General features: G+C 53.9%; 21 protein-coding genes and 1 pseudogene. 13 read left to right on the plus strand and 9 right to left on the minus strand.

Translation table 11 applies throughout. From position 1 onward, the window contains the following. Window positions 1-95: 95 nt before the first annotated feature. The 9 genes and pseudogenes from MHK00_RS01710 (at window position 96) to MHK00_RS01750 (ending at window position 9,252) form a co-directional block, all read left to right on the plus strand. On the plus strand, window positions 96-1,004 hold the full coding sequence (locus MHK00_RS01710; protein WP_250410164.1) for a UTP--glucose-1-phosphate uridylyltransferase: 909 nt from the start codon (window positions 96-98) through the stop codon (window positions 1,002-1,004). A 380-nt stretch (window positions 1,005-1,384) separates the two neighbouring features. After that, on the plus strand, window positions 1,385-2,386 hold the full coding sequence (locus MHK00_RS01715; RefSeq protein WP_250410165.1) for an alpha/beta fold hydrolase: 1,002 nt from the start codon (window positions 1,385-1,387) through the stop codon (window positions 2,384-2,386). Between the two features lie 310 nt (window positions 2,387-2,696). After that, window positions 2,697-4,604: a hypothetical protein gene (locus tag MHK00_RS01720; RefSeq protein ID WP_250410166.1), complete on the plus strand. Its 1,908-nt coding sequence runs from the start codon at window positions 2,697-2,699 to the stop codon at window positions 4,602-4,604. Window positions 4,605-5,339: 735 nt separating this feature from the next. After that, the gene (locus MHK00_RS01725; protein WP_250410167.1) at window positions 5,340-5,771 is read left to right on the plus strand and encodes a hypothetical protein; all 432 of its coding nucleotides are present in this window, start codon (window positions 5,340-5,342) and stop codon (window positions 5,769-5,771) included. A gap of 63 nt (window positions 5,772-5,834) precedes the next feature. After that, window positions 5,835-6,059: a hypothetical protein gene (locus MHK00_RS01730; protein ID WP_250410226.1), complete on the plus strand. Its 225-nt coding sequence runs from the start codon at window positions 5,835-5,837 to the stop codon at window positions 6,057-6,059. Window positions 6,060-6,250: 191 nt separating this feature from the next. Then, a complete protein-coding gene (locus tag MHK00_RS01735; RefSeq protein ID WP_250410168.1) occupies window positions 6,251-6,676 on the plus strand; it encodes a hypothetical protein in 426 nt (141 codons plus the stop codon). A 310-nt stretch (window positions 6,677-6,986) separates the two neighbouring features. Next, window positions 6,987-7,535, plus strand: a pseudogene (locus MHK00_RS01740) (sugar phosphate nucleotidyltransferase); the annotation flags it as partial. Between the two features lie 185 nt (window positions 7,536-7,720). After that, window positions 7,721-8,233 (plus strand): excalibur calcium-binding domain-containing protein, encoded by a 513-nt coding sequence (locus tag MHK00_RS01745; protein WP_250410169.1) that lies wholly within the window; start codon window positions 7,721-7,723, stop codon window positions 8,231-8,233. Between the two features lie 506 nt (window positions 8,234-8,739). Further along, window positions 8,740-9,252 carry a hypothetical protein gene (locus MHK00_RS01750; RefSeq protein WP_250410170.1) on the plus strand — a complete coding sequence of 171 codons (513 nt, stop codon included), beginning with the start codon at window positions 8,740-8,742 and terminating at the stop codon, window positions 9,250-9,252. Window positions 9,253-9,405: 153 nt separating this feature from the next. On the opposite strand, the gene MHK00_RS01755 is transcribed toward MHK00_RS01750, so the two are convergent. The 5 genes from MHK00_RS01755 to MHK00_RS01775 form a co-directional block, all read right to left on the minus strand. Further along, window positions 9,406-10,104 (minus strand): hypothetical protein, encoded by a 699-nt coding sequence (locus tag MHK00_RS01755; RefSeq protein WP_250410171.1) that lies wholly within the window; start codon window positions 10,102-10,104, stop codon window positions 9,406-9,408. A 159-nt stretch (window positions 10,105-10,263) separates the two neighbouring features. Continuing rightward, window positions 10,264-11,394, minus strand: a complete 1,131-nt coding sequence (locus tag MHK00_RS01760; protein ID WP_250410172.1) for a DUF3322 domain-containing protein — start codon at window positions 11,392-11,394, stop codon at window positions 10,264-10,266. Continuing rightward, window positions 11,381-14,743: an ATP-binding protein gene (locus MHK00_RS01765; RefSeq protein WP_250410173.1), complete on the minus strand. Its 3,363-nt coding sequence runs from the start codon at window positions 14,741-14,743 to the stop codon at window positions 11,381-11,383. Before MHK00_RS01765 ends, MHK00_RS01760 begins: the two co-directional genes overlap by 14 nt. Further along, a complete protein-coding gene (locus MHK00_RS01770; RefSeq protein WP_179386787.1) occupies window positions 14,736-15,386 on the minus strand; it encodes a DUF4194 domain-containing protein in 651 nt (216 codons plus the stop codon). Before MHK00_RS01770 ends, MHK00_RS01765 begins: the two co-directional genes overlap by 8 nt. Next, a complete protein-coding gene (locus tag MHK00_RS01775; protein WP_366512253.1) occupies window positions 15,383-16,993 on the minus strand; it encodes a DUF3375 domain-containing protein in 1,611 nt (536 codons plus the stop codon). Before MHK00_RS01775 ends, MHK00_RS01770 begins: the two co-directional genes overlap by 4 nt. Window positions 16,994-17,394: 401 nt before the next feature. Here MHK00_RS01775 and MHK00_RS11930 point away from each other — a divergent pair, with 401 nt between their 5' ends. Together MHK00_RS11930 and MHK00_RS01790 are read left to right on the plus strand one after the other, a co-directional pair. Next, window positions 17,395-17,961, plus strand: coding sequence for an MDR/zinc-dependent alcohol dehydrogenase-like family protein (locus MHK00_RS11930; protein WP_294166126.1), 567 nt, complete (start codon window positions 17,395-17,397; stop codon window positions 17,959-17,961). Continuing rightward, window positions 17,958-18,245, plus strand: a complete 288-nt coding sequence (locus MHK00_RS01790; RefSeq protein WP_250410174.1) for a hypothetical protein — start codon at window positions 17,958-17,960, stop codon at window positions 18,243-18,245. The genes MHK00_RS11930 and MHK00_RS01790 overlap by 4 nt, the downstream gene beginning before the upstream one ends. A 464-nt stretch (window positions 18,246-18,709) precedes the next feature. Here the strand turns inward: MHK00_RS01790 and MHK00_RS01795 are convergent, their stop codons facing one another. The 3 genes from MHK00_RS01795 to MHK00_RS01805 all read right to left on the minus strand — a co-directional run bounded on the left by MHK00_RS01795 (window position 18,710) and on the right by MHK00_RS01805 (window position 21,066). Next, window positions 18,710-19,675, minus strand: a complete 966-nt coding sequence (locus tag MHK00_RS01795) for a Fic family protein (protein ID WP_179386785.1) — start codon at window positions 19,673-19,675, stop codon at window positions 18,710-18,712. Window positions 19,676-20,172: 497 nt separating this feature from the next. Next, window positions 20,173-20,592 (minus strand): organic hydroperoxide resistance protein, encoded by a 420-nt coding sequence (locus MHK00_RS01800; RefSeq protein WP_005328206.1) that lies wholly within the window; start codon window positions 20,590-20,592, stop codon window positions 20,173-20,175. A 54-nt stretch (window positions 20,593-20,646) separates the two neighbouring features. Further along, the gene (locus MHK00_RS01805) at window positions 20,647-21,066 is read right to left on the minus strand and encodes an organic hydroperoxide resistance protein (RefSeq protein ID WP_250410175.1); all 420 of its coding nucleotides are present in this window, start codon (window positions 21,064-21,066) and stop codon (window positions 20,647-20,649) included. A 90-nt stretch (window positions 21,067-21,156) separates the two neighbouring features. Here MHK00_RS01805 and MHK00_RS01810 point away from each other — a divergent pair, with 90 nt between their 5' ends. Then, a complete protein-coding gene (locus MHK00_RS01810; protein ID WP_250410176.1) occupies window positions 21,157-21,627 on the plus strand; it encodes a MarR family winged helix-turn-helix transcriptional regulator in 471 nt (156 codons plus the stop codon). Between the two features lie 111 nt (window positions 21,628-21,738). Continuing rightward, a complete protein-coding gene (locus tag MHK00_RS01815; protein WP_250410177.1) occupies window positions 21,739-22,308 on the plus strand; it encodes a Panacea domain-containing protein in 570 nt (189 codons plus the stop codon). 54 nt (window positions 22,309-22,362) lie between these two features. Here the strand turns inward: MHK00_RS01815 and MHK00_RS01820 are convergent, their stop codons facing one another. Next, window positions 22,363-22,974, minus strand: coding sequence for a hypothetical protein (locus tag MHK00_RS01820; RefSeq protein WP_250410178.1), 612 nt, complete (start codon window positions 22,972-22,974; stop codon window positions 22,363-22,365). Window positions 22,975-22,976 lie beyond the last annotated feature (2 nt).

Below are 22,976 nucleotides of genomic sequence, written 5' to 3' on the forward strand. Positions count from 1 at the left end.
TCCTTGAAAAGGATTATTACTAGAATACGCCCTTGGTTATATAAGATCAGCAGGGTCTAACTAGTCCATCTCGTGTAAGAAGTTACCCTAGAAACATGTCGAATTCTCTTAACTCCGTCCACACCGTCGTAGTCCCCGCAGCTGGCATGGGCACCCGTTTCCTGCCTGCCACGAAGACAGTTCCAAAGGAACTTCTTCCGGTGGTTGACACGCCTGGTATCGAGATGATTGCTGAAGAAGCTGCTGCGGCGGGCGCGTCGAGGCTGGCGATTGTGACGTCGCCGAGCAAAGACGAGGTCATGCGCCATTTTGATGAGTTCCCTGAACTTGTTGAGATTTTGCGTGAACGCGGCAAGGACGAGCAGGCGGCGAAAGTGCAGCGCGCTGCCGAGATTATTCATCCAGTCGCAGTGACCCAGGAGAAGCCTTTAGGGCTAGGACACGCTGTAGGTTTGGCCGAGTCTGTTCTGGATGATGATGAAGACTGCTTTGCGGTCATGCTCCCTGACGACGTTATTGAACCCACTGCCGCGATGAGTGAGATGATTCGGGTGCGCAAAGAGCACGGCGGGTCGGTGCTCTTGGCAGTGGAAGTGGACCCTGCGCACGTATCAAGTTATGGCGTGTTCGATATCGAGCACACCGAAGATGACCGGGTTAAGAAAGTCGTGGGTATGGTGGAGAAGCCTGCGGTCGAGGACGCGCCGTCGAATTTGGTCGCTACAGGACGCTATCTGCTGGATCGCGCCATTTTTGATGCATTGCGCAGGATTGAGCCTGGCAAGGGTGGGGAGCTGCAGCTTACTGACGCCATCGATCTCCTCATTTCGGAGGGGCATCCCGTCCACGTCGTGGTTCATGATGGCATCCGCCATGATCTAGGCAATCCTGCTGGCTTCATTCCAGCTAGTGTCGAGTTTGGCCTTCGCCACCCGAAGTACGGCCCAGCATTGTTTGAGGATTTGGAAGCATTGCTAGAGAAGTACCGACCGGAACTGGGATAATATTTTGCTGATGCCAGGTGGATTTCTGTTTGGAATTTCGCGGGCAAAACAAAGCTAGTCTCAAGATGTAATGGTGGAAGAGCGCTGAACAGCGCAGAAGGAATGACGTGCGTATGGCTCGCCGAGCGGTCAAAAACCTGGACTTTCAAGAGTTCTCGTCGGTAGATGAGTTTCGGCGACTCTGGGAGCCTAGGCCCAGCGGTGCAATATCGATTGAAGATAAGCTTCCTATTCACCTTCATTGGACAAACAAGCAGGCTGGAAACACAATAATTTGTTTTAGTGCTGCTTCCTCGAAGGTTCGAGAGGTTCCATTCTGGACCGGTCGCGGGCTGACCTCGTCCCTCGACGCAAACGTCCTTTTAGTATCGGATCCTTCCATGATTCTTGACCGAACGCTTAGTCTGGGGTGGTATGCGGGAAGTCTTGAACAACCAGACTTGATTGAGACACTGACGGAGGTTTTCCGAGTCGTATCACAAGGTACTCGCCCTATATTCTTTGGCGCTTCTGCTGGTGGCTGGGCTGCCCTTAAATACGCTGCTCGTCTCGATGAGGCAGTTGCTGTGGCGGTTAACCCCCAGGTTGATATAGCGCGGTACATGTACTTTCCTTACTACCTGCGTAAAGCTTGGCATGCTGAAGAGGGGAGCGAACGCCTTCCGTTTGAGGGCAACGTGGCGCGCGATTATGCCAAGGGCAATGATTCGTTGGTTGTCTATGTGCAGAATGAGGGAGATTCTCATCATCTCAATGAGCATTTTGCGACCTTTAAAACTATGTGCGGCAATCCGGACAAGCTAATTGAACTGCTGCCGGACTTGGGGGCAGGGCACGTGGCTCCGGCTAGAGAATCACTGGTACAGATTTTGGAAACAACGATTGCATCGAAGTCCGCTAGTGAATTGCGGACCAATCTGGCAGGTGTGGAAATTAAATCAAGCGGCGTTAACAAGGAAATCAAAGTCAATCGGTCGGCTGCTCTTCCTGCTGACGTTATCGATGAACAGTATCCGGTTCTTTTCGAGCAGACGTATCAGCTTCCTCCATTAACCAGAGCGTGCTCAGTGGAGCTTAGCTCTTCGGTTGAGCTACCTGCGAAGACATTTGCGGTAGAAATCCATTTTGATGAGGCAGAGATGGATAAGCAGCTGGCGAAGAAGCTAGGACTAAGCTGGTCTGACGGGCTTCAGAGTGCCTTCGTTTATTCACAACCAGTATCCCCAACTCGCTGGAACCAGCATCAAGACTTCCAAATCCCAGAGTCAGCTACGCGAGTTCGCATTGTTCTCCGCAAATGGAGCTGGAATGGGGCAGCAGAGCAACCTCGTGTGATGCTGCGGCTCTGTTCCAAATCAGTAGCAACTGAGGTTTCATTGTAGGTGCACTCAGACACCACGAGCGACGGTGACATCTCTCCAGGAACGACGCTTCTTTGAGGAAACGACATTTAAATGCCGCGGAAACGGGGCCTTGAGGTGCGCAATAGAGGAGGCGCCAGGCGCTTTTGCTGCCTAGTCTTGGTTAACTATTTTCCAGAAGCGGTGGCAGCCTATGGGGAAGTGGTAAACGAGTGCACTTGGCGGGGGGGGAGGAGTATGCCGAGCGGGACCTCAGCACGTTGTTTCTTGTAGAAACTGATTTGCTGGGGCATTCGGCAAACCAAAGGTCCGCCAAGCTAAGCTTACGTGCATGACTCAAAAAAGCCTTCCATTTGCCAGTGGTTTTGTATTGTCCAACAAGGATTTTGGCTCTATCGCCCATTTTGAAAAGCGAGCTTTACCTAATGGTCTTTGGTGGTGGAGTGATAGCTTCGTGGACGAAGATCAAGCCTCTACTGAAAATGGAGATTTCTTGATCATTAGGGGGCACTGGGCTTCGGGCTCGGAGGGGGGAAAGGATGACCCTTCGGCACATCGCCTTTTGCGGCTGGCACAAGAGTCGATTGAAATGTTCGAAGACGAGCTCGACTATCTGTGCGGTCGTTATCTTATTGTTTTGCACCTTCACGGAAAAACCTGGATCTACAATGACGCAATTGGAAACAGGACGGTGTACTACTCGGCTGACCAACCAGTTGCGGCTTCCCACTTGCACCTTTTGAACCAAGTTTCCCCACACGAGTTACTTTCCAATTCTCTCAAGAATGCTCGTGTTGCTGAGTACCAATGGGCTGCGGATTTAACACCGTACAAGGAAGTACGACACTTGCTCCCCAACCACAAATTGAACTGGGGCGAGAGGGAAACTGTGCGCTTCTATCCGCGTGAAGCTAATCCCTTTTATGAGTGGGATTCGGAATCCAAGTTCGCCGAAATCGAGCGCGTTTGGCGTGTGGCACAGTCGCAGTACTTTGACCGCTATCCGCAGATTGCATTTTCAATTAGCGGCGGGGTCGATAGTCGGCTTGTCCTTGCAATGGCCAAGCCTTACTGGGACCGTATCGTGGGGTATACCTATGGTCTTGCAAAACGTGAGGAAGGCCTAGCACAACGAGGCTCTTTCTTCGGCCGCACGATGGAAAATGACGAGTCGATCGTGCGCCAGATGCTGTCATCCTGCGACTTGAAGGACCATGTTTATTTCGACATGGAGTCACTCGAAAAGGTGGATGACCAACTAGAAAAACTCCTGGAAAATAATACGGTGGGCTTCCACGGGAACCGCTTGGTTGCTTCGTATCGCAAGGTTTTTGAAGGGGCATGGCTGAACATCCGTGGAAACGCTATCGAGCTTTCTCGAACAGGGAATACGAACCTGTCGTTTGGCGCCCTAGTAGAAAAGTGCCAGGGTGACTTCCCGGTAGACGTTTCTTCGAGGCTAAAGGCTTTGGGCTTTGACTCGAATCTTTATGGATACGGCCGCGGTGCTCTTACCTACTGGGAATTCAGGCATGGCAAATGGCTCGGAGAGATTCATAATGAACTCGATGCAGCGTTTGATACGTGGGCTCCGGCAGGAATTCGCCGCGTTAGGGACTTAATGGCGGCATTCGACGAACAAGAAGTTCGGGGAGGTCTGGTCGTTAGGGACTTAATTGAAAGAAATGCCCCAGAGCTCAACCGGTACCCTGTTAATTCCCAGGAGACTCTTTATTCTGCATGGCGTGACTTAAAGAGGGAACAGCTCAACAATGGCTCGGGTCGCGCGCCTTTGTCAGCAGAGGTTGTAAACACTCAGGGTGATCATCTTTGCGATGTCGAAATCAAGAAGTCATTCAGGATGCCGCCGAATACATTGCAGGCAGGAAACCGGATGCGCGTCTTCTTGCACACTGTGAGGATGGACGGAACTCTTTGTTTCCGAGTCCACCAGCCGTACACAAACCCAGGCGCGAAGAACTACATGCAATTAGCAATCGTAGTTAATGGTAATTCGATGTTCGCGATTGACGGAGCGGAATACGGTGGTCCGATCAACTTCTCCATAGATAACCTGTGTCCAGGTGACAACGTGTACCTTGAGGAGACGTTCCAGAAGAATTTGCCCGGATCGGAATCATGGTCGCGAGCTACGCGGATGGGCGTGTCTGCGGTGAAGTTCTTCAAGCAAAAGCCGGCTGGGGAGCGGACCCTGCGCCATGACCTTCCGGCACAATAATTGACTTCGGTAATTCGGGCAGGGGGACAAGCGAGTCTGAACTCTGCGGTGGAAAGTACTGGTTTCACACTAGGTGCAGAGTGGGCCTATTCCCTTGTGACGGAGACGAATTGGAGAAGCCGCGCTTTTGATGGCGGGCGCTTGGCGGCTGCGACGTCGCCAAGCGCCCGCGCCTTGTATGCCGAGCCTTAACGAGCTCCCGCAGCGCGGCCAATGCTCTACCGAGGTTATGGAGTTCCGATTCACCGGCGTTGGTTTTCTCTACGGGCCAGAATCTCTCCGGGTGCAGGGCAGCAGGCTCGTGGAAGGGCAATGCCCCGGTGCGGATGAGGGTGGTGTTGCGGGAGGCTGTGCTAAGCGACGTGCGGCAGGCAGGCCACATCGTGCACCACTGCGCAGGCGAGTGGGTCGCGGACTGCGGCTCAAAAGTACTGGGGTGTTGTGAGCGGGGGAATGGGGCGTCGGCAAGCGAGGCTGTGGCAGAGGGCTCGATGGTGGGCAGAGCGAGGGCGGGGGCGTCTGCGCGGCGCGGATGCTGCCGAAGCTGGTCGCGTTAAAGGGAAGGAGCCAGAAGGTCGCAAGGCTACAAGCATCATAATGGGCGGTCTTATTCATTGTCGTAGGTTGGGGTGCTTGTACGTATCTATAAGTTGGTTTCGTCTCGCGCCTTAGCCCAGCAAACGCTGGTAGCGTTTAATTAGATACCGTAACTAGTATCCACGGGAGGTTATATCCATGGACACGGATATTCCCTATCTGCTCGCTTGTGCCGGGTCAGTGCTTGTCATGGTGCTCTACTGGACCTACTACATCAAGTGTGAGCGGGAGGAACCCAGATCGGAAGAGTGGTACGACTCAGGCGATGTAGACGGCGGAGCAATAGATGGCCCCCTTTTCGTTTATCCTTACGGCTCGCTCTTTTTTGGTGTAATGGGTATCGCAGGGTTGGTCGACAGTTTAAACCCTCCCGAATTTGTCTACGCGGTGCTGATGTATGCGGTCATAGCAGCTCTCATCCTCTTCTTCATTGCAATTACGGGTATGTTCGGGGTTCCGCTTCCGTGGCCTTTTGTTCCGAGGTGGGTCGTCGACATCCGCAAGGCAAAGCGTGCTCGAAGGCGTGAGCGCAGGCAAGCCAAAAAGAGGGAAAGGGAAGAACAGGCCTGATCCCTGTTTGGTAGACACCTCTGCTTCCTGCCGTGTTGGGTCGGGGAGAGGCAGTTTACCTCCATGCCTAGGGAGGCTTATTCGGATCAGGTCAAGCGCGACGTGGTCGCGATGTACGAGGACCATTCACATGTTTCGCTCAAGGCCGCAGTCAAGGAGTTGGGGACTGCCCTCGGTAGCCGAGGGGTTGGCTGGGAGGGCGTCGGCAAGCAAGGCGGGGCAGAGGACTCGCTGGTAAGCAGGGCGAAGGCGGGTGCGTCCGCGTGGCGCGAACGCTGTGGAAATTAGACACGCTAAAGGGAAGGAGCCGCCTAGTCGCAGGGCTACAAGCATTATAAAAGCCAAGTCTTTTATAATTTTCCTTGGCTGGGGTGCTTGTGTGCATCCATATTTCGCTTTCGTCTCAGTACTCTCCCCAGTGAACGCTGGTAGCGTTTAAATTACATACTGCAGCCGGCAGCTATAGGGGGCCATGTTCTATGGACTTGGATACTGGTGAACTGCTCTTTTATGCTGGGTCAGTGCTCGTTATGGTGCTCTTCTGGACCTACTACATTTTGGATGTGCGCAGGGATCCCAGATCGGAAGAGTGGTATGACGAACCCGCCTGGGAAGGCATGGAGAGGGATGGCGTCCTCTTCTTCTATCCTTACGGCTCGCTATTTTTCGGCGTTGGCGGTATCGCAGGGTTGGTCGAAAGTGTAAACCCTCCTGAGTTTGTAACAGCGGTGCTGAAGTTTTCGGTCATGGCAGCTCTTGTCATTGGAGGCATTGGATTTACTGGTGCGTTCGGGATCCCGCTTCCGTGGCCTTTTGTTCCGCGTTGGGTCGTCGACATTCGCAAGGCAAAGCGTGCTCGAAGGCGTGAGCGTAGAGAAGCTAGGAAGATGGGAGAGGAAGAGTAGGGCTGGCAGCTTTTCTGGGGTCTGGGGTTCGGTGGACTCTCGGCGATTGTACTGGAGTTTGTTCGGTCTGAGAGCAAAGTAGCGGAAGATGGTTTGGGACGTTTTGGGGGACTGCTTTGGTGATGTACCTCGACGAGGAGGCGGAGCCGTGAATTTGGGCCGCTGAAGAAGTGGTCGTCGTAGACAATGGGTTTGAGAATTCAGCTGCTGGAAAGCCCAAACCTCCTTTGCATAAGGTTCCAATAGCGCACGGTGATGTAAATCTAGGCTTTGCGCGACACGGGGCCGGGGCTAAGGGATAGAAGAGGATGCGGGCGAAATCTTAGATGTTGATGAGCACTATTCCGCGGTAATACTTCCGGATAGCGCTATTGCGCCCAACGTCGTCATGAGTGAGATGATTCGGGTGGGCCAGGAGCATGGCAGTTCGGTGTTGTTGGCGGTGGAGGTGGAGCCGTCGCAGGTGGCGAATCATAGCGTCTTTGATGTGCAGGCTACCGACGATTATCGGGTGAAGAAGGTTGTGGGCATGGTGGAAAAGCCCGCGGTTGAGGATGCACCGTCGAATTTGCTGGCTGCGGGGCGCTACCTTTTGGACCGCGCGATTTTCGGCGCTCTCCGCCGTATTACTCTCGGCAAGGGTGGGAAGCCGCAGTTTACCGACGCCATCGCTCTCCTCCTCTTCGAGGGGCACCCCGTCCACGTTGTGGTCCATGATGGCATTCGCCATGATCTCGGCAATCCCGCCGGCTTTATTCCCGCCAGCGTAGAGTTCGGCCTCCGCCACCCGAAGTAGGGTCCGGCTCTGTTCACCGACCTGGAGGCCCTGCTGGAGAAGTATCGGGGCCAGGTCGGTTAGGGGTTTGGGGAAGTCCCGACTACGAGGTGAAAAGCTATTCATGCAGAAACTCATCAGAGTGGGGAAAATGTATTAGGTACCGAAAATGTGAGCTCCAAATCACATATATGTAAATAGGTGGGAGAGCCACTCGAGGCTATAGTTGAAGTGTCAATTAAATACACTCTCATTTCTTGGGGAAAATTATGGCCTCCGGTAAGAAAATCGTAGGCGGCATCGCTGCTCTTGTTGTCGTCTCTTCTCTTCTCAGTCAATGCTCCGACGCCGATGAAACGAAGAGCACTGAAACTACTACAGTGCGAGAAACTGCAACGGTAACCACTACCGCTTCTGAAACTGTACAAAGCTCGACGTTAAATCAAGCACCGGAATCTACTGCGCCAGTTGAGTTTGAGGAGCCAACGCTAGATCCGCAAGTAAGTCCTGCCGAAGCGGAAGAAGAAGTAGTAGACGCGGACGTGGATGCCGATACGGATGCTGATGGTGGTGTGCACGGATTCGTTGCTCCTGCGCCCGTGATTCAACAGCAGTCAATCAATAATAGTGGTGGCGAATCGGCTGGTGGTGATGGTGGAGCAGCCAGCTATTACCCTAATTGTGCAGCCGCTCGCGCTGCAGGTGTGGCGCCGTTGTACGCTGGCCAACCAGGATATAGCTCGAATTTGGATCGAGATAGCGACGGCGTCGCCTGTGAATAGAGAAACCTAAAGTTGAGAGGATGCTCCCTGTACAGGAGCATCCTTTTAGGACTGGATTGACGCGAACCAAGACGAGCCAAACATGCCAAGGTCTTATATGGAAAATAGGTTTTCGTCCCGAACTTTTCTAAGTCGTTCGCTATTTCTTTTGGTAGGGGTTAGGGGGGAATTCGACCACTTCAACTATAAAGTGTTCGATGCGCCAGTAGAGAGTGAAGATCAATGCAACTGGGAATGAGAAGGCGGCCGTCGCCCATACCGTTAACAAGATTCCTTGCTCTCCTAGGTTCCTTACGACAGAAGGGGCTCTCGATGTTGAATTTGAGCCGAAGATTCGTGGTGCATAGGAATTGAAAATTTCCCGTTTAGCTGATGACCCTTCTGCGGCTTAGCTGCAAGCTGCGGGTGGAATCCTGCATTCTCTTGGTCTGCTTCTGAATTCTGGTATTCGCTACCCGCTTACGCCATCAATTCTTGCAAGGTCGGCTTTGGAGAACTCAGCATTGGTGATGTATTTGAATGAGGACGCAGATCCATGGATCAGGACTGTACGTGCAGTCAATGTTGTTGTTAACGGCTACGAAAAATCGGGTGGGAGGAATAATGAGTCACCCTACAGCGAAGCAACAGCAGATCACATAAAGATGAAACAGGCATTCGCTTCTCAGGGGTATGGGAAATCGCAGAAACTCTTGAACTACACAGATTTGGTAGCGGAATATTTCGACGGCTTCCAAGGCGGAGAAATGTACAGCCGGTTCAATCGGTCCGTGCATCATAATGTGGTGAGACAAATTGAGCTCGCACTAGCTCAAGACAGAGATGGGCGTCAGAATGCAGTTGAAACCTTTGAAATTGCTATTCGGGCTGCAATTGCGGTCGGTGCAGCGGCATTTAGCCTTCAAGAGTTTAGACACTGCAGCGGTGTCGATGTCGACCCGATCCATGCTTTAAGAGATGTCTTTGAGGATTGGACCTCTTATCTCGACCACCTGGGCAAAAAGGGATTTTTTGACTAGCTCCGTCAGCGCGCATGTAACTCGTCATGATGCTCCTATAGAGCTGCTATTGACTCTAAAGGGGATGGTAGGGCATAATCCTTAGCAGGAGCAGCCCTACATCATGTACAGCTGCTCGACCCTCACCGAGGCTACCGGCAGGTGAGGGTCATTTTATTGTGAATTTCGGTTCGGCTTCGGGAATGCTTGCTTCGGAGTTACCTTTAGAATTTCGCAATGCTCTTCCAAGTATTTTTGGTAAAGAGATGTGCTTTGCCCTCCGTGGGTAAAAGTGCGCCTGTATGTAAAAGCGACGAGGTCCGGTATCCAAAGGCAAGTTTCATCGGCAGGGCTAACCCATGCCAAACTGATTCCAGAGTGCAGTGACTTTTTCTTGCGCATGCGCTTGAGGGTATTTCTGTCTTTATCGTTATCTGACTGAGAGTGGCGTGCTTCGAAAATTATGCCTTTCAGAGAAGGCTCATTCTTGGTGAGTGCAGTAATGAGCAGTTCAAGGCAATCTTGACGAGCATGCTCAATATCCTGATTTCGTTGCAGTGGTCGAAGGCAGGCTATATATTGCAAATCCTCAAAGTCATCGCATAACTTGAGCATTTCTTCGACTTTTTTCCGGCCATCACAACTGCGCATCGATTCGGTCGTATGCCAATAGTTCGACTGTGCAGTCTCCTTGAGGAGGCTCCGAGTGTTACTAAGGTGTTCGAATTTGATGGCCGTGCCGACCAGGATATAGAAAGATTCTGAAAAGTCCTCCTCCGGTGCAACGTAGCTTTCGTCGATGAAGGCAATGATGTCATCAGGTTTTGAGCGTTGGAAAATACGTAATAGGGAAGGGTGAATCCGGTCTGGCAAAGGCCTCTCCAAATGAAAGATTGAATTATATGTTCGAATACTACTTAAGCATATGTATCAGGGCCAGACAATGTTTAGAGCTAATTTGTGTAACGGTTCCGAGCTCAATTATGCGACAGCCGCGCCATTCGGTTTCCGAGCGTGATTTTAAACGTTAGATCAATCTAATTTGTGGTGGATAGCGTCGCTCGCGTGTGTGAAAGGGATTCGCTCTTGCTCAATGCGCAGTCTGCCCTCGGTGAAGAGTAGACGGTAGGCCTCCTGCTCTTCGGTGGTGAGGTGAGTAAGCGTGGCCGAACCGTCGCCTGGGTCAGGGACAGCGAGGTGCCTAAACGCAGTTACGGTAGCAGTATCCATGAGTAGAGATGTGGTGTGGGGAAAGTGGGCGCGCACGGCGTTGAGGATGCTGAAGCCCGCGGCGTCGAGATCACCCCAGTAGGTGATTTCGGATTGGTAGAGCCAGTTGAGGGCGTGGAGCTGATGCGCTGCGGTGCCGGAACCCAAGACAGCAATGGTGGGCGGAGCGGCGTCCGAAAGCACAGGTAAAGCCAGAAAAGTTTGTTTATTTTCCACGATGAGCACTCGCGGTGGCCTGGTGGGGAAAAGGGATGCGGCGTGGGAGAGTGGAATCTCGAGGTCGGACACTGCCGGGACGTGGTTGAGATAGCGCAAGCGAATACGGGCGTCGCTGCGGCGCAGTCCTAGTTCCGAGATTCCAAAAGGAGAAAGCAGGGTTAGTAGCAGGCGCCGGTGGGATCCGATCCACTTGCCGTCAACGCCCTCTACTGGGACGGCGCGCTCCCACTCACCGGAGCCGGGATGGGTGAGTAACCAGTTCAAACACGGTTCCAAGCAGTGCAGGTCGTAGGTGCTTAAGTCCTTCCACTGCTTATAAGCACGGTGAACGGTGTGGGCGAAGTCAGGGCGCTCGGGGAAGATCGAGGCGATCTTCTGGGCTTTTTGAACCGCATGTGAGTATGTTGTGGCCATGCCTGCTGCAGAAGCGATGCGTTCTGCACCATCAATTACCACGCGTACAGGCACGGAATTGGCGCCCAGCCCAGTGCGCGACCAATTGCGGGTCTCATAGACAACCTCTTCTTGGTACGGCCAGCGTTGCCAGGCGCGGATGAATTCTTGCGTCGCAGGTACATCGCGTTTGGCAGTGGCTGCCGTCGGTGGATGTAGCGGCCAGTCCAGGCGGAGGGAATCCGGCGAAGATAGTGCCTCCGCAAAGTGGTTGCGCAGGTGCTTTGCCGCATGTGCTTGTAGGTCTTTAGGAATCCGCATTGGGGTCCTCCTGGGGATACGAGGCGGCGTCGATAAGCGAATAGCCTGTGCGTGCCTGGGGACGGCCATGAATGATGGGCTCGTCGTAGTTGACCACGATGGTGCCGTCGACGTAGGGCGATAATGTTTGAATCAGCTTGAATGGCGTTGCCAAAATCATGTGGAAACCAAACGATTCAAACACCGACATTGCCGTGCGGGTAAAGGCCGGATCTGCGCGATCAAAAGCTTCGTCCAAAATGATGGAACCATAAGTTGGAACATCCTGATCTGGCTCCGCCAATCGGAAACGCAGGGCCGCAGCCAGGCAGAAGAAAACTAGCTTTTGTGCCTGGCCACCAGAGAGGGAAGCAGAATCCTGATAAGTATTGGCGGTTGTTCCATCGGGGTAGCATTCGCGGCCGATGAAGCTTACGTGTTTTCGGGTATCAAGAACCAGGTTGCGCCAACGAATATCTTCCGGTTGGGTTGAACCCAAACGGCTGAGAATTTTATCCAAAGCATGGTAGCGCCGCAACGCCGCTTCCGGCTCATCTGCGCTGATCTCGGCCAGGCTATGCGAAGTCGCGGAATCTAGATCTCGCTGGAAATCCTGTACTACCTGGCCGCGAGCGTCTTTCACATCAATTCGCAAGATGCGGTCACCATTAAAGGGCGAGCGCTCCAACGACTTATTGATAAATTCCATACGTAGCTCGATATCGCTGCGAGCGTGGCGCAACGAAGAAGCAAGGTGAGACAGATTTTGCACCGTTGTTCCGTTGAGTAGTTCCAAGAACTGAGCACGGAAATCGGCAAGGCGATCGGCCCGAAGGAACTTCAACTTTTCAATGCCCTCACCGGCAAAGTTTGCCTGTGGCTGTAAATCCGCAGATTCCGCTGGCCACTGAGACAAGTATTTGTGGAGAACGGAGACAATCTTGGCATTTATCTCCTCGATGTTTCGTGCAGCCGCGCGGGATGTATCGTGCAGGCTGTTTTGTACTGCATCGCGCCGGGAATCGATGTCATCGATGGAAAGCTTGCGCCTTCCGTTGTGGAGGGCCTCTTTGACCTCCTTGGCAATAGCTTCGTCGGCGAAGGTCGGTACGGTGCCAATGTTCTGGCGACGCTGTGTGGAGCGCTGGAGATCGCCCTCAATGCTTCCAAGGTGCTTTTGAGATTGCTTAAGGCGGGCACGGGCTGCAGCTAGCCTATCCTTTGCTCGATTATGCGCGGCATGTAGGGCTTTCGCCTCGGGTGACGAGGCAAGAGAATCATATTGCCGTTGCAGATCTCGTTTGCGAGTTTCTGCAGATGCGGTATCAATATCCTGAAACTTAGTCTCTAACACCAGTTTCGCTTTATCGCGTTGAGTGCGCAGGATATCCATTTTTCGGTTTAAGTCTTGAACTAGCTTGGCGGTGGCACTGGCATGGGCTTTTGCTTTATCGAGTTGCGTGCGCAGCAGCTCAATCTTGGCGTCATTGGTAGAGCCCACCCGGTACCAGCTGGTGCCGGAAAAACGCCTGCGGTCGTCTTTAATAAAGCGGGTAGACCCATCTTTATCCTTAGGGCGGCTTTCTAAGCCATCGCGAGTAACAGCTGGGGTCTTAGTTACCTGTTCGAGCGCCGCGACTGAACTGACACATTCGTAGTTAAATCGGCGTGAAATATGATGGCGGACCCACGGTGCCATAGGGTGGTCTTGGAAATCCAGCTTGTGAATGAGTTGTTGTGGGCTACGCGCAGTTGCTGGTGCGGGTGCAAACTCAGGGATGGTGCGGTATTCGAGCCGGGTCCCCACGTTCCGAGAATTGACCCACTGATTAATCGCTTTCTGTGCGCTTTCCGGAACCAGCAGGGTAGCAGCAAACCCGTGAAGAAGCTTTTGGAGGACCGGCTCCCATTCCGTCTGTTGCGGACTAATATCCATGAGCTCACCAGCAAAGGGAAGTTCTGACTCGGCGTACCCCGTATCGTGAGCGAGCTGGGACCGTAGCTCTACCAATGCTCTATCTATATTGGTGTTTCGCGAACCGAAAGAAGCGAGTTCGCTTTTCAGAGTGGCAAACGTTGTCGCGGCGTCGCGAGCAGCTACTCCAGCCTCTTGCTGCTGATTGATGAGCTTGGCAGAGTCAGCTTCGAAGTCCGCGATGCGCAGCTTCGCATCAGCTTGAAGTTCCGCAAAGCCATGCGGATTGAACTCATAATTGTCGGTCCACCGGCCGGCGGCAGCGGCCAAGCGCCGGAATTCTTTGGAGCGGTGCTCGATTTCTTTTTCAGCAGTCTCCATTTTTGCGCTTAGGGCATCGAGCTCGCCGGCACTAAGTTGAGACACAGCCACTGATGCTAACCGCTCCGTCTCGTCGAGGTGTTTGACCTCGTCCTCGAGAGACTCGGCATCTGATTGAGCCTCAGCCAACTGCGCGTTTAGCGCTCTGATTTGATAGTCCAATTCCTCAGCCACCATGCGAGCTCGGACCGCTGGTAGCGCTTCACTCATGGCCTCGGCCTTGTGCTTGGCAGATTCTGCAACATCTCGCTGCGCATGCAGACGAGGAAGGGGAGCGAGTGTGTCAATCTGTGCTTTGACATCCTCCACCCGCAGGTAAGCTTGGCGGAGGTCCTCGAATTGCTCCACAGCTTCATCGGCTCGCTCGAAAGTAGAGGGCTTGTCCAGCATGTAGCCTCGGAAGAGTTGATCCAGGCTGGACAGGGACTTAGCGGATTGAGTGCGGTGTAGGAGCACCTGGCCTAGTTCGCTTTTGATCCCAAGGCGCTTACGAAAGCGATCTGCGAACGTACTATACGTCTGTGTGAAAGATGCCCCTGGTCCCTTATATAAAGCTTTAATCTTGCGGGTATCTAGGCTCCGCGTGAGCAGGGAACTCAGCTTATCGATGTCCTCGTCTCCCTGCACCACTCCGTACAGCTTCTTAACCTGGCTCACGGAATTTTCACCGCCATTGAGGCGGAAAATGGCGATGAGGGTATGTTGCTTTCCAGCTCCGTTATCGTAGGTCAGCGCCACAATTGAATTCGTTGCGCCCGTTCTCAGGTACTCGGGAGCAATCTCACCCGTCTGTGTATTTTCCTGTTGCCGCCATGCACCACGCACATAGGATACGAGATTGCGACCATCATGCCGCCCAAGGTCCTGTTGCGATGCCGCGTTAAATTTCAGATCTTTCTGCGGTACTAACACCGCCGACATTGCATCCAATAAGGTAGATTTGCCGGAACCGGATCCGCCGGTGATTAGGAAACCCTTTCTAGCTACGGGGACGGAAAAGTATCCGTGAAATGTGCCCCAGTTAATTAATTGGATGCGGCTTATCCGGTATTGGCCTGGGTAAATATTAGTCATTGGAATCATCCTCTTGGCCATTCCCTGTCTCCGCTAGGCGGGCGTACTCGTCCCGGATGGCGGTAACTGTGGCGGAATCGAAAAGCTGGCGCAATACGGGGGAAACCTCAAACCGGCCTTCAGTCTCAGTAGCGCTTAACAGTGAATATTCATTGCGGATGCGTTTGATTGCTGCATTGAAGCGATTATTGAATCCGGCCTCGTCTCGGTTATCAACCGCGCGGACGTACCCGATTCCCTCTCGCAGGTCTTCCACGTCCACGATTACACGTTCGCCAGGTAGCGCCAGCCCCAGTTCTTGGCGAAGGTTTAACAAGATGGCTGTGTCGATGTGCTTGAGCTTATCCGTGCGCAGCACCTGCGGAATAGCTAACGTTTCTTCTTCCACCATTCGGGTGAAGGCGAATCCTTCTGCTTCATCGATAACGAGCTCGAGAAATAACTCGTGCAGTCTAGCCCGCAGGTTTTCTTCGTCTGAAATAATCGCAGCCCACAAGACAGGTTCCTTCTGTGCTCGAATAAGTGGTCCTTTTAGCAGCTGTACCAACGCGCGGCGTGAGTTATACGTCAGCGTCCCTTTATCGCAATTCCAAAGCGGCGGTTCATGCTCGGAATCGACGCGGTGATTAAGTGCAGCGGTCACGATAGCTCCTCAATGGTGGTGCGGTCGAAATACATAGTGGGAATGAAGGCGGCGCGTGTTGCGCCGTTTTCTTCGGTCCAAAAGACCTTCTCCGTGGAATTTCTCAAGTCAGGCAGGGGGTGCTGATCCGCAATGTGCACCAAGCCCACTACACTAGCTAAGCCTTGCGTGGCAGGGTAGGCCTGCAATACTTGGCCAATGGTGCACGGGCCCGCCTTATCGACGGCCTTTCGAATCATCTCGTGCAACTCTTCAAAGTCAATCTCTGATTCGCGCACTAGCTCGAGTAATGCTTCTGCGTTTTCCTCGCCTGGCTGGAACGCCTCAGGTGATTCCTCTACTACCTCTCGACCTGGGTTGGCTAAGCGAATGCGTGAAACGGAGTGGATGGACATACCGATGCGCTGCAGCGGCGTCTCCATTCGGTGAAAGGCCTTGAGCTCAGAGTTCTGCGCAGCATCAATGGCCATACCGCGCGCCTCTCTTAGGAGCTCAATCATGCGCCTGTCTTCTGCGAACTGCTCTGAGGAAACGTAGTTGCGCAAGCTACGCGCCAAGCCAGTCATCGTCTGGTTGACATCGAAACTCGTGTCTTCCATATCGCGGAAAAGATTTCGCAGGTGCTGCCGCATTTCTGGCGCCAGCTCCTGGCCGGTATCGCTTTCTAAAACTTCTTTTATCCACTGGTCCAACCATGCACTGCGTTCCCTATCCATAAGGAGGGAATAGAATCCGCGGAAACTGCGTCCAGCCTCAGATTCAGCAATATGGTCCACGCCGGTGAAGATCTCTTCGAGCACATCGCCGCGGTATCCCTCTGGGTCTAATAACTGCCGGCGTAGTTGATGATTGAGGGCCTCAAGTTCGTGGCGCACTCGGGCGAAATCGCTCGGTACCGCCGTTGCCATATTAAGCACGTCTTGTACACGTTCTTCTGTCTCTGCTGAGGTTAAGGATTCGAACTGTCCTAAACGTGCCTTTTCAATTTCCTGGTCAATGCGGTTCCGTTCTGCCTCGAGACTGGCAACGCGACTGGCGATATCCTTATTCGTGTCCCTTGCTAACCGTTGTAGGGCCGAGCTAATGGATTCCACCCGTGATGCTGTGACGGCAGATACCGGTGACTCCCACCGCTCGATGGCCTCTAGAGCAGAAAGTGCGTCTTCGCTTGGTTCCAACGTTTCGCCGTGTGAACTTTTACCTGATTTTCTCACCAACCATCCTGCTTTTACCCAGTCAGTGCAATAACTCTGGGGCGTACGGGGCATGGCAAAATCGTTGGCAATAACCTCAAAATCAGTGACCATCAACTCGTATACCTCCGCCGCTGGCCGTGCTCGGGTACCGCGGGGGAAGTACTCTGCGATCAGCGCCAAAATTACCGGCGCGTTATCAGCCGCAAGCAGTCGTACCGCCGCAGAATTGTGCATTAACCGTCGCAGTGAGAGGGCCCTAGCTTCAACAGACATGACTCGATTTTGACAGCTGTGGCGGACATGTGCAGTGGTGTCTGGTTCATTTATTCGATCTTTGGGTTTTCGAGTAGGGGTGTAAAGAGGATCCGTGCGCGACATGTGGCAGAATTCGCCGTGCCGGTGACAGGTCATTTAGCCCGTCCGAACCGTCGACGATGTGGACAACTCCAATGAAGTACCGGGAATTGGATTTTTCACCGACGCCAAAGACGGAGCAGAGTCAGGGTATTGCGTGATGTAGGATTCGCCTGATTTTCGTTTGTAAAAGATGATGAAACCAGTCATACTTCCGCTTTCTCAAAGTGCGGATTAATTTATCTAAGCAAGCCCAATGATTTTGAATTTCCCGCAGATAGTGTCGGCTGTATTCAAGACTCCGTTATTTCAAGGTTGGCAGTAAATTGTGAAAAGAAACCCCTCACCACAGCAATGCTGTAGCGAGGGGCTAGAGGCTAGACGCCAGGATTAGTCCTGTGCAACACCAACGTTGACCTCGATGTTGCCGCGGGTGCTTTGGAGTAAGGGCACATCTGGTGGGCGGCGTCGGCAAGCTCCTGTGCCTTGTCGTCCCCAATGCTTGGATTGGTGACCTCGAGATTGACGCAGAGGTAGAAGCCCTCACTGCAGCTGCCTACGTCCTTTGGTTGGTCATAGTGAAATCTGGATCGGAATTCTTGACTATTACGCGCTCGCCTCGGTCTGCTCCGATGGAGAGTGCTTTGGCGGGAGCACTGCGGGTTCGTTGCCTAACAGGGGCGAAGGCCGCGCTTGGCGATGTCCCCGCCTCAATCGTCTCCTGTGCCGGAGCCACCGTTATGGCTGCCCTCGATACGGCCTGTCCCTCCATGGACTCGTTGAAGGAAAAGCGGGTCCTAGTCGTGGGCATAGGCATGCTCGGTCTCCTTGCAGTGGAGGCCGCTTTGCGCGCGGGCGCTGCCGTCACCGCGACGGATCCCAACTCTCATCGGCGCAGGTACGCTGCTCAGCTGGGTGCCTGCATCTCCGGTTTTAGTGACTTCGATCCCGCTTTAGATATTGTTGAGAACTTCGACGTCGCGCTGGAATTCTCCAGCTCGCCCAAGGTGTTATCACCTGTTTGAAGCCTCTCGACATTAATGGCGTGGCCGTACTCGCCGGTTCCGTTGCGGACAGCCCTGCTATCGACTTGGACCCCGAATGGATTGTCCGCGGCTGGCGCACTGTTACCGGCGTGCATAACTACGAGCCGCATCACCTTGAGCAGGCCGTCGACTTACTTGCCGGCTCCCGCATTGACTGGCAATCTGTCACCGATGGCCCTATCACCCTCTCCCAAGTTCCCGAGGCATTTCACCGTTCGGCAGGGGAGGGGATGCGGAGGGTGGTTGACCTTAGCGAGTCATAAATCGCAGGAGAGCAGCGCCTTAGCTTTGTAGGCAACGTATTTCTTCCGCGACGCTAGCTCCGCCGATTTCGTCCACTGTGCTTGGGAATCCGCCGCGAAGCGCGGCGTGGCACTCGCCCTCTATGCCACCTGAACCTGAATAGCCACGTTTCTCGCTGGGGAGAGTACTAGGAAGAATTAGCGGGGCTAAGATATGGACAGAGAAACCCTATTTATTAAAAATCGACGATTTTATAAAATAGCCATCCACTCTGGGGATCTTATTGCTAAAAACCCGCGTTTTTATCAATAAGGATCCGCAGCGGTGACTACAGGAGTGGAATGCACAGCAGCGCGAAGGGGCACGGCGTGTTGGGTACCAGTTGTTAAGGATTAGATGTACTACGACTGCTAGGTTGGCCCCCTTCTCATTATCAGCATTGAGAACTCGACAAGAAGGGCAGTATCTCTAACTACGAGTGTTGCTATTCAATGTCTAGAAACTCACGGGCTTCTTCCGTGAGTGCAAAAGAGAGCGGCTTGTGTGACCGCTCTTCCAAGAGCCCTTCCTTAACTAGACGTTTCGTATCGGCACGGACGGTTTGCTTACTTTTATCCAAGTAGGTCGCTAGAGTGTCGAGATCGAGTCCTAAGAGAGGGCCAAAAAGCGCGGCTTGTCCCATTATGAAGAGGATATTAAGTCGGCGATCCTCTTTGGAAGTTCCAGGCCCATTTCGCAGTTCTTGAATTCGGCCTTCGAGTTTCTCGAGGGCGAACTTTTTTCGCTCAAGCGAGTTTAATAGAGATTCTTGCGCCGAGCTCAACATCTCTAGGAGCGCAATGACAAAAAACGTTGCTTCGCCACGATTGAGAGGCTCTTCGGTGACCGTGAAGGACTTGTAGTATTTTTGCCGGTCTTTCGAGAGCTCTCGAGAAAGAGACATCGCGGTGGGTACAGAAAGTATTTCTCGCAGCTTCAAGCCCATGAGAAACCGGCCGAGACGGCCATTGCCATCATAAAATGGATGCGTGTGCTCGAACATAAAATGCCCTGCTAGGGCATTAATGAGGCCGTTTGAAGTAGACGCTTGACACGCCAGGAACTGTTGGAGCCTGGTTCGAATATCTTGCTCGTTGTGAGCCTCGGACGTGAATTGGGTGCTGCCGCCAAAGATGTGGACAACGCCATTTCGAAACAGCTCACCGTCGATACCATTCTCAGCATCGATTTCTCCTTTGAGGAGAGAATCGTAGAGCGCGCGAATATCTTCAAGCTGAGTGGGAAAGCTGACCTCACTTCCATCGAGTCCGGTAAGCGAAGAATATAGCGCTGACATTTCCTCGAAGCGCTTGGTGGAAGTAGAATCCGCCTTGGATAAAGCTTCCGCGATTTCTTTCTTTGTGGAATGAACGCCTTCAATCTCGTTCGAAGATTGAATTTCTTCAATCAAGAGTTGAAAAATGTAGTGGCGCGTCGCAGCTTTAGGTAACAGGGACCATAACCGGGAAATAATAACTTCTCGGCGCCATACCTGTTCACACAAGGAGTGGAGCCGAGTGGTAACAACAACAAAGAGGTCTTTTCCGCGCACCTGATAGTCCCAACGGATTGTACTCGGACTCTGCAGCCTAAGAGCGTGAGCCTCGTCGACGGAGGATTGTCCGTGTGAAGACTGATGGAAAATAGACTTTAAAGAGTGATAAGAGTGTGCCATCGAGGTTCCTTCTATTTGTTAAAAACGCGCCTTTTTATAATTTAGCTCCACCCTACGGCGGGCTTATTGATGAAACGGCGCGTTTTTATCAATAAAGTTCTGGACTGGCCGCCGCGCCGAGCCGTCTTCCAGAGCAGAAGACCAATCTGAGAGGTTGCGCAAGGCATAAAAAGACCCACGCGGCGCTGAAAGTAGCGCGGCGTGGGCCTGGGGGGGGGGGAGAGGACTAGGAATTAGTCCTGTGCAACACCAACGTTGACTTCGATGTTGCCGCGGGTGGCCTTGGAGTAAGGGCACATCTGGTGGGCGGCGTCGGCAAGCTCCTGTGCCTTGTCGTCCTCAACGCCTGGGATGGTGACCTCGAGGTCCACGCCGAGGTAGAAGCCCTCGTCGTTCTTGCCCAGGGAAACGCGGGCACCGACGGTGGAGTTCTCCACGTCAACGCCCTTGTCCTTGGCCACTGCCTTCAGCGCGGAGTGGTAGCAAGCGGCGTAACCGGCAGCGAAGAGCTGCTCCGGGTTAGCGCCCTCACCGCTGCCGCCCATCTCCTTTGGGGCGGTCATGGTGAAGTCCAGATCGGAATCCTTGACTACAGAGCGGCCGTCGCGGCCCGCGCCGGTGGAGAGTGCTTCGGTGGTGTAAACGGCGTCCATGATGACTCCTTTTCTATTGGGTCTTTGTACGTCCGCCGATTGTACGCAAGAACGCTAGTCTTCGACGACGCTGACGGTGACCTCGATATTGCCGCGGGTGGCGTTGGAGTAGGGGCAGACCTGGTGGGCGGCGTCGGCAAGCTGCTGCGCAGTGGCGCGGTCCTGGGCGGGGATGGATACCTCCAGCTCTACTGCCAGCTGGAAGCCTTCGCCCTGCTTATCGATGCCCACTCGTGCCCCCACGGCCGAATCTCCCAGCTCGACCTTCTGGCTGCGCGCCACGGCCTGCAGCGCGGAGTGGAAGCACGCGGCATAGCCGGCGGCAAAGAGCTGCTCCGGGTTAGCACCCTCGCCGCTGCCGCCCATCTCCTTGGGGATGGCCAGGGCAAAGTCCAGGTCCGAGCCCTTAACGGCGGCGTGGCCGTTGCGGCCTGCTCCGGTGGCGAGGGCCTCGGCGGTGTACATGGCGTCCATGATTGCTCCTTTCAGTAGGTGCTCGAAACGGTTTTGATTGTACACAATTAAATCGGATGCAATGTTTTGCTGACGTCTATACTTTTGGCCATGAATGACGCGCCCACTGATCGCCTCGCCCTGGATAGTCAGCTGTGCTTTGCGCTCTACCGCGCCAATAGGGCAGTGGTGCGCTCCTACCGCCCGCTGTTGGCGGAGCTCGGCCTGACCTATCCGCAGTACCTGGTCATGTTGGCGCTGTGGGAGGCAGATGAGCCGGTGCCGCTGAAATTCATCGACTCCCGCCTGGGCCTGGATAGTGGCACGCTCACGCCGCTGCTCAAGCGCTTGGAAAAGCAGGGCTATGTGGAGCGTTGGCGCGACCCGGACGATGAACGGCGCACCCTCGCTGCCCTGACTGCCGACGGCGCCTCCCTCCGCACCCGTGCCGAATGCATCCCCGAAGCCATGGCCAAGGCCTATAAGGAGGTAGGCCTCGACCTTGCCGAGTTCAAGGAATCGCTGGACATCCTAGCCGGAGTGCCTGTGGACGTGGAGCTGCCGTGGCCTTCTGAAGGATGACTTTGTGGGTTAAAGTGTGGCCTTCATATAGCAGATGAGGACGGCTATACTGGCTTAAGAATTTTGGCTCTTTACACGTAAAAATTGTTTCGCACTATGAGAGGAGGGGTCATGGCTACAGCAATAGACGTCGCGCAGGTTATCTACAACAAACTGGGGTGGGTCGATGCGTGGAAGCTGGAGAAGCTTACGTATTACTGCCAAGCGTGGAGCCTGGGCTGGTACGGGCGACCTCTTGTCTCGAATGAATTTCAGGCGTGGAAGGACGGTCCGGTTGAACCCGACCTCTATCGCGAGAATAAATATCAACGCTCCGAGAAATCCTCCACGGTGTTACCGGGAGCTGATGTAGAGGCTATAGGGGAGGAAGCCGAAAAGATCATCGATGCTGTGATTGCCTTTTATGGTGATAAGACATCCAACGAACTGATTGAACTTACGCACTCGGAACGTCCATGGATTGTCGCTCGTGGTCAGATGGGCCCCGAGGCGAATGCTAACGAGCCGATTTCGCAGCTGGAAATGAAAAAATACTATGCCTTGCAGGAAGCACGTGGAGCTGAGGGGCCGACGCGGCCTATGCTTTCGGTGCAGCATCTTTCCGGCAGTGACCTGCAGCAGCGCTTGCAAGCTTCAGTAGAACGCTGGAAGGGCGCTCTTGAGATTCTTGCAACCCGATGAATGAGTACTGCCTTCCGGTGGAAGACGTGATTCGACTGAACCGTCAACTCTTCTTTAGTTCGTGGTGGCCACGCGCTTGGTCCACACGCTCCTATCCGCGGTTTCAAACGAGGCACTCACCGTTCTATCGCCGGGCTTTTCGCAGGTGAGCACACGCTGGTCGCTGCCCATGCGGCAATCCAGGTTATAGGACTGCTTGGTCACCGGGCTGCTGGCGGTGATATCTGCGTGGTATACCGCCGTCACCGTGGGATCTTTCGAACGCATGGTGTAGCTAGCCTGCATCGCGGCGTCGAAGACCGCGGCGGCGAATTCGCAGGAGGTCAGGTCGCCGGCGTCGATGGAATCGCCAGACGAGGATGTGCCGCAGTAGCCGCCAATCTGGCCCGCGTTGATGTTGTGGTTGCCGCCGGCCGGCGGTGCGGGCTGCTCCGGTTCGGCCTGTTTGGTGACTGTCTCGGTGCGGCGTTGTTTCGTTTCCTTTTCCGGGCTGGATTCTTTTTCGGCTTTGCCCGCAGCGGAGCTATTGTCCTGTGCGGTGGAGAAGGCCGGCTCATTCGCCGGCGCGGAGTTGTTATCGGAATCGGAGCCGGAGCCGCAGGCGCTTACGGTGAGGCCAGCGGCGAGAAGGATGGACGCTAAGGGGAATAAGGAAGGGCGCTGCATAG

This window comes from Corynebacterium tuberculostearicum (genome assembly GCF_022347385.1).
Classification (GTDB): domain Bacteria; phylum Actinomycetota; class Actinomycetes; order Mycobacteriales; family Mycobacteriaceae; genus Corynebacterium; species Corynebacterium tuberculostearicum_M.

Coding starts and splice junctions, on each gene's coding strand:
- MHK00_RS01710 (WP_250410164.1), top strand. CDS start 96: ATGTCGAATTCTCTTAACTCCGTCCACACCGTCGTAGTCCCCGCAGCT.
- MHK00_RS01715 (WP_250410165.1), top strand. CDS start 1,385: ATGATTCTTGACCGAACGCTTAGTCTGGGGTGGTATGCGGGAAGTCTT.
- MHK00_RS01720 (WP_250410166.1), top strand. CDS start 2,697: ATGACTCAAAAAAGCCTTCCATTTGCCAGTGGTTTTGTATTGTCCAAC.
- MHK00_RS01725 (WP_250410167.1), top strand. CDS start 5,340: ATGGACACGGATATTCCCTATCTGCTCGCTTGTGCCGGGTCAGTGCTT.
- MHK00_RS01730 (WP_250410226.1), top strand. CDS start 5,835: ATGCCTAGGGAGGCTTATTCGGATCAGGTCAAGCGCGACGTGGTCGCG.
- MHK00_RS01735 (WP_250410168.1), top strand. CDS start 6,251: ATGGACTTGGATACTGGTGAACTGCTCTTTTATGCTGGGTCAGTGCTC.
- MHK00_RS01745 (WP_250410169.1), top strand. CDS start 7,721: ATGGCCTCCGGTAAGAAAATCGTAGGCGGCATCGCTGCTCTTGTTGTC.
- MHK00_RS01760 (WP_250410172.1), bottom strand. CDS start 11,394: ATGCGGATTCCTAAAGACCTACAAGCACATGCGGCAAAGCACCTGCGC.
- MHK00_RS01765 (WP_250410173.1), bottom strand. CDS start 14,743: ATGACTAATATTTACCCAGGCCAATACCGGATAAGCCGCATCCAATTA.
- MHK00_RS01775 (WP_366512253.1), bottom strand. CDS start 16,993: ATGACCTGTCACCGGCACGGCGAATTCTGCCACATGTCGCGCACGGAT.
- MHK00_RS01800 (WP_005328206.1), bottom strand. CDS start 20,592: ATGGACGCCGTTTACACCACCGAAGCACTCTCCACCGGCGCGGGCCGC.
- MHK00_RS01805 (WP_250410175.1), bottom strand. CDS start 21,066: ATGGACGCCATGTACACCGCCGAGGCCCTCGCCACCGGAGCAGGCCGC.
- MHK00_RS01810 (WP_250410176.1), top strand. CDS start 21,157: ATGAATGACGCGCCCACTGATCGCCTCGCCCTGGATAGTCAGCTGTGC.
- MHK00_RS01815 (WP_250410177.1), top strand. CDS start 21,739: ATGGCTACAGCAATAGACGTCGCGCAGGTTATCTACAACAAACTGGGG.
- MHK00_RS01820 (WP_250410178.1), bottom strand. CDS start 22,974: ATGCAGCGCCCTTCCTTATTCCCCTTAGCGTCCATCCTTCTCGCCGCT.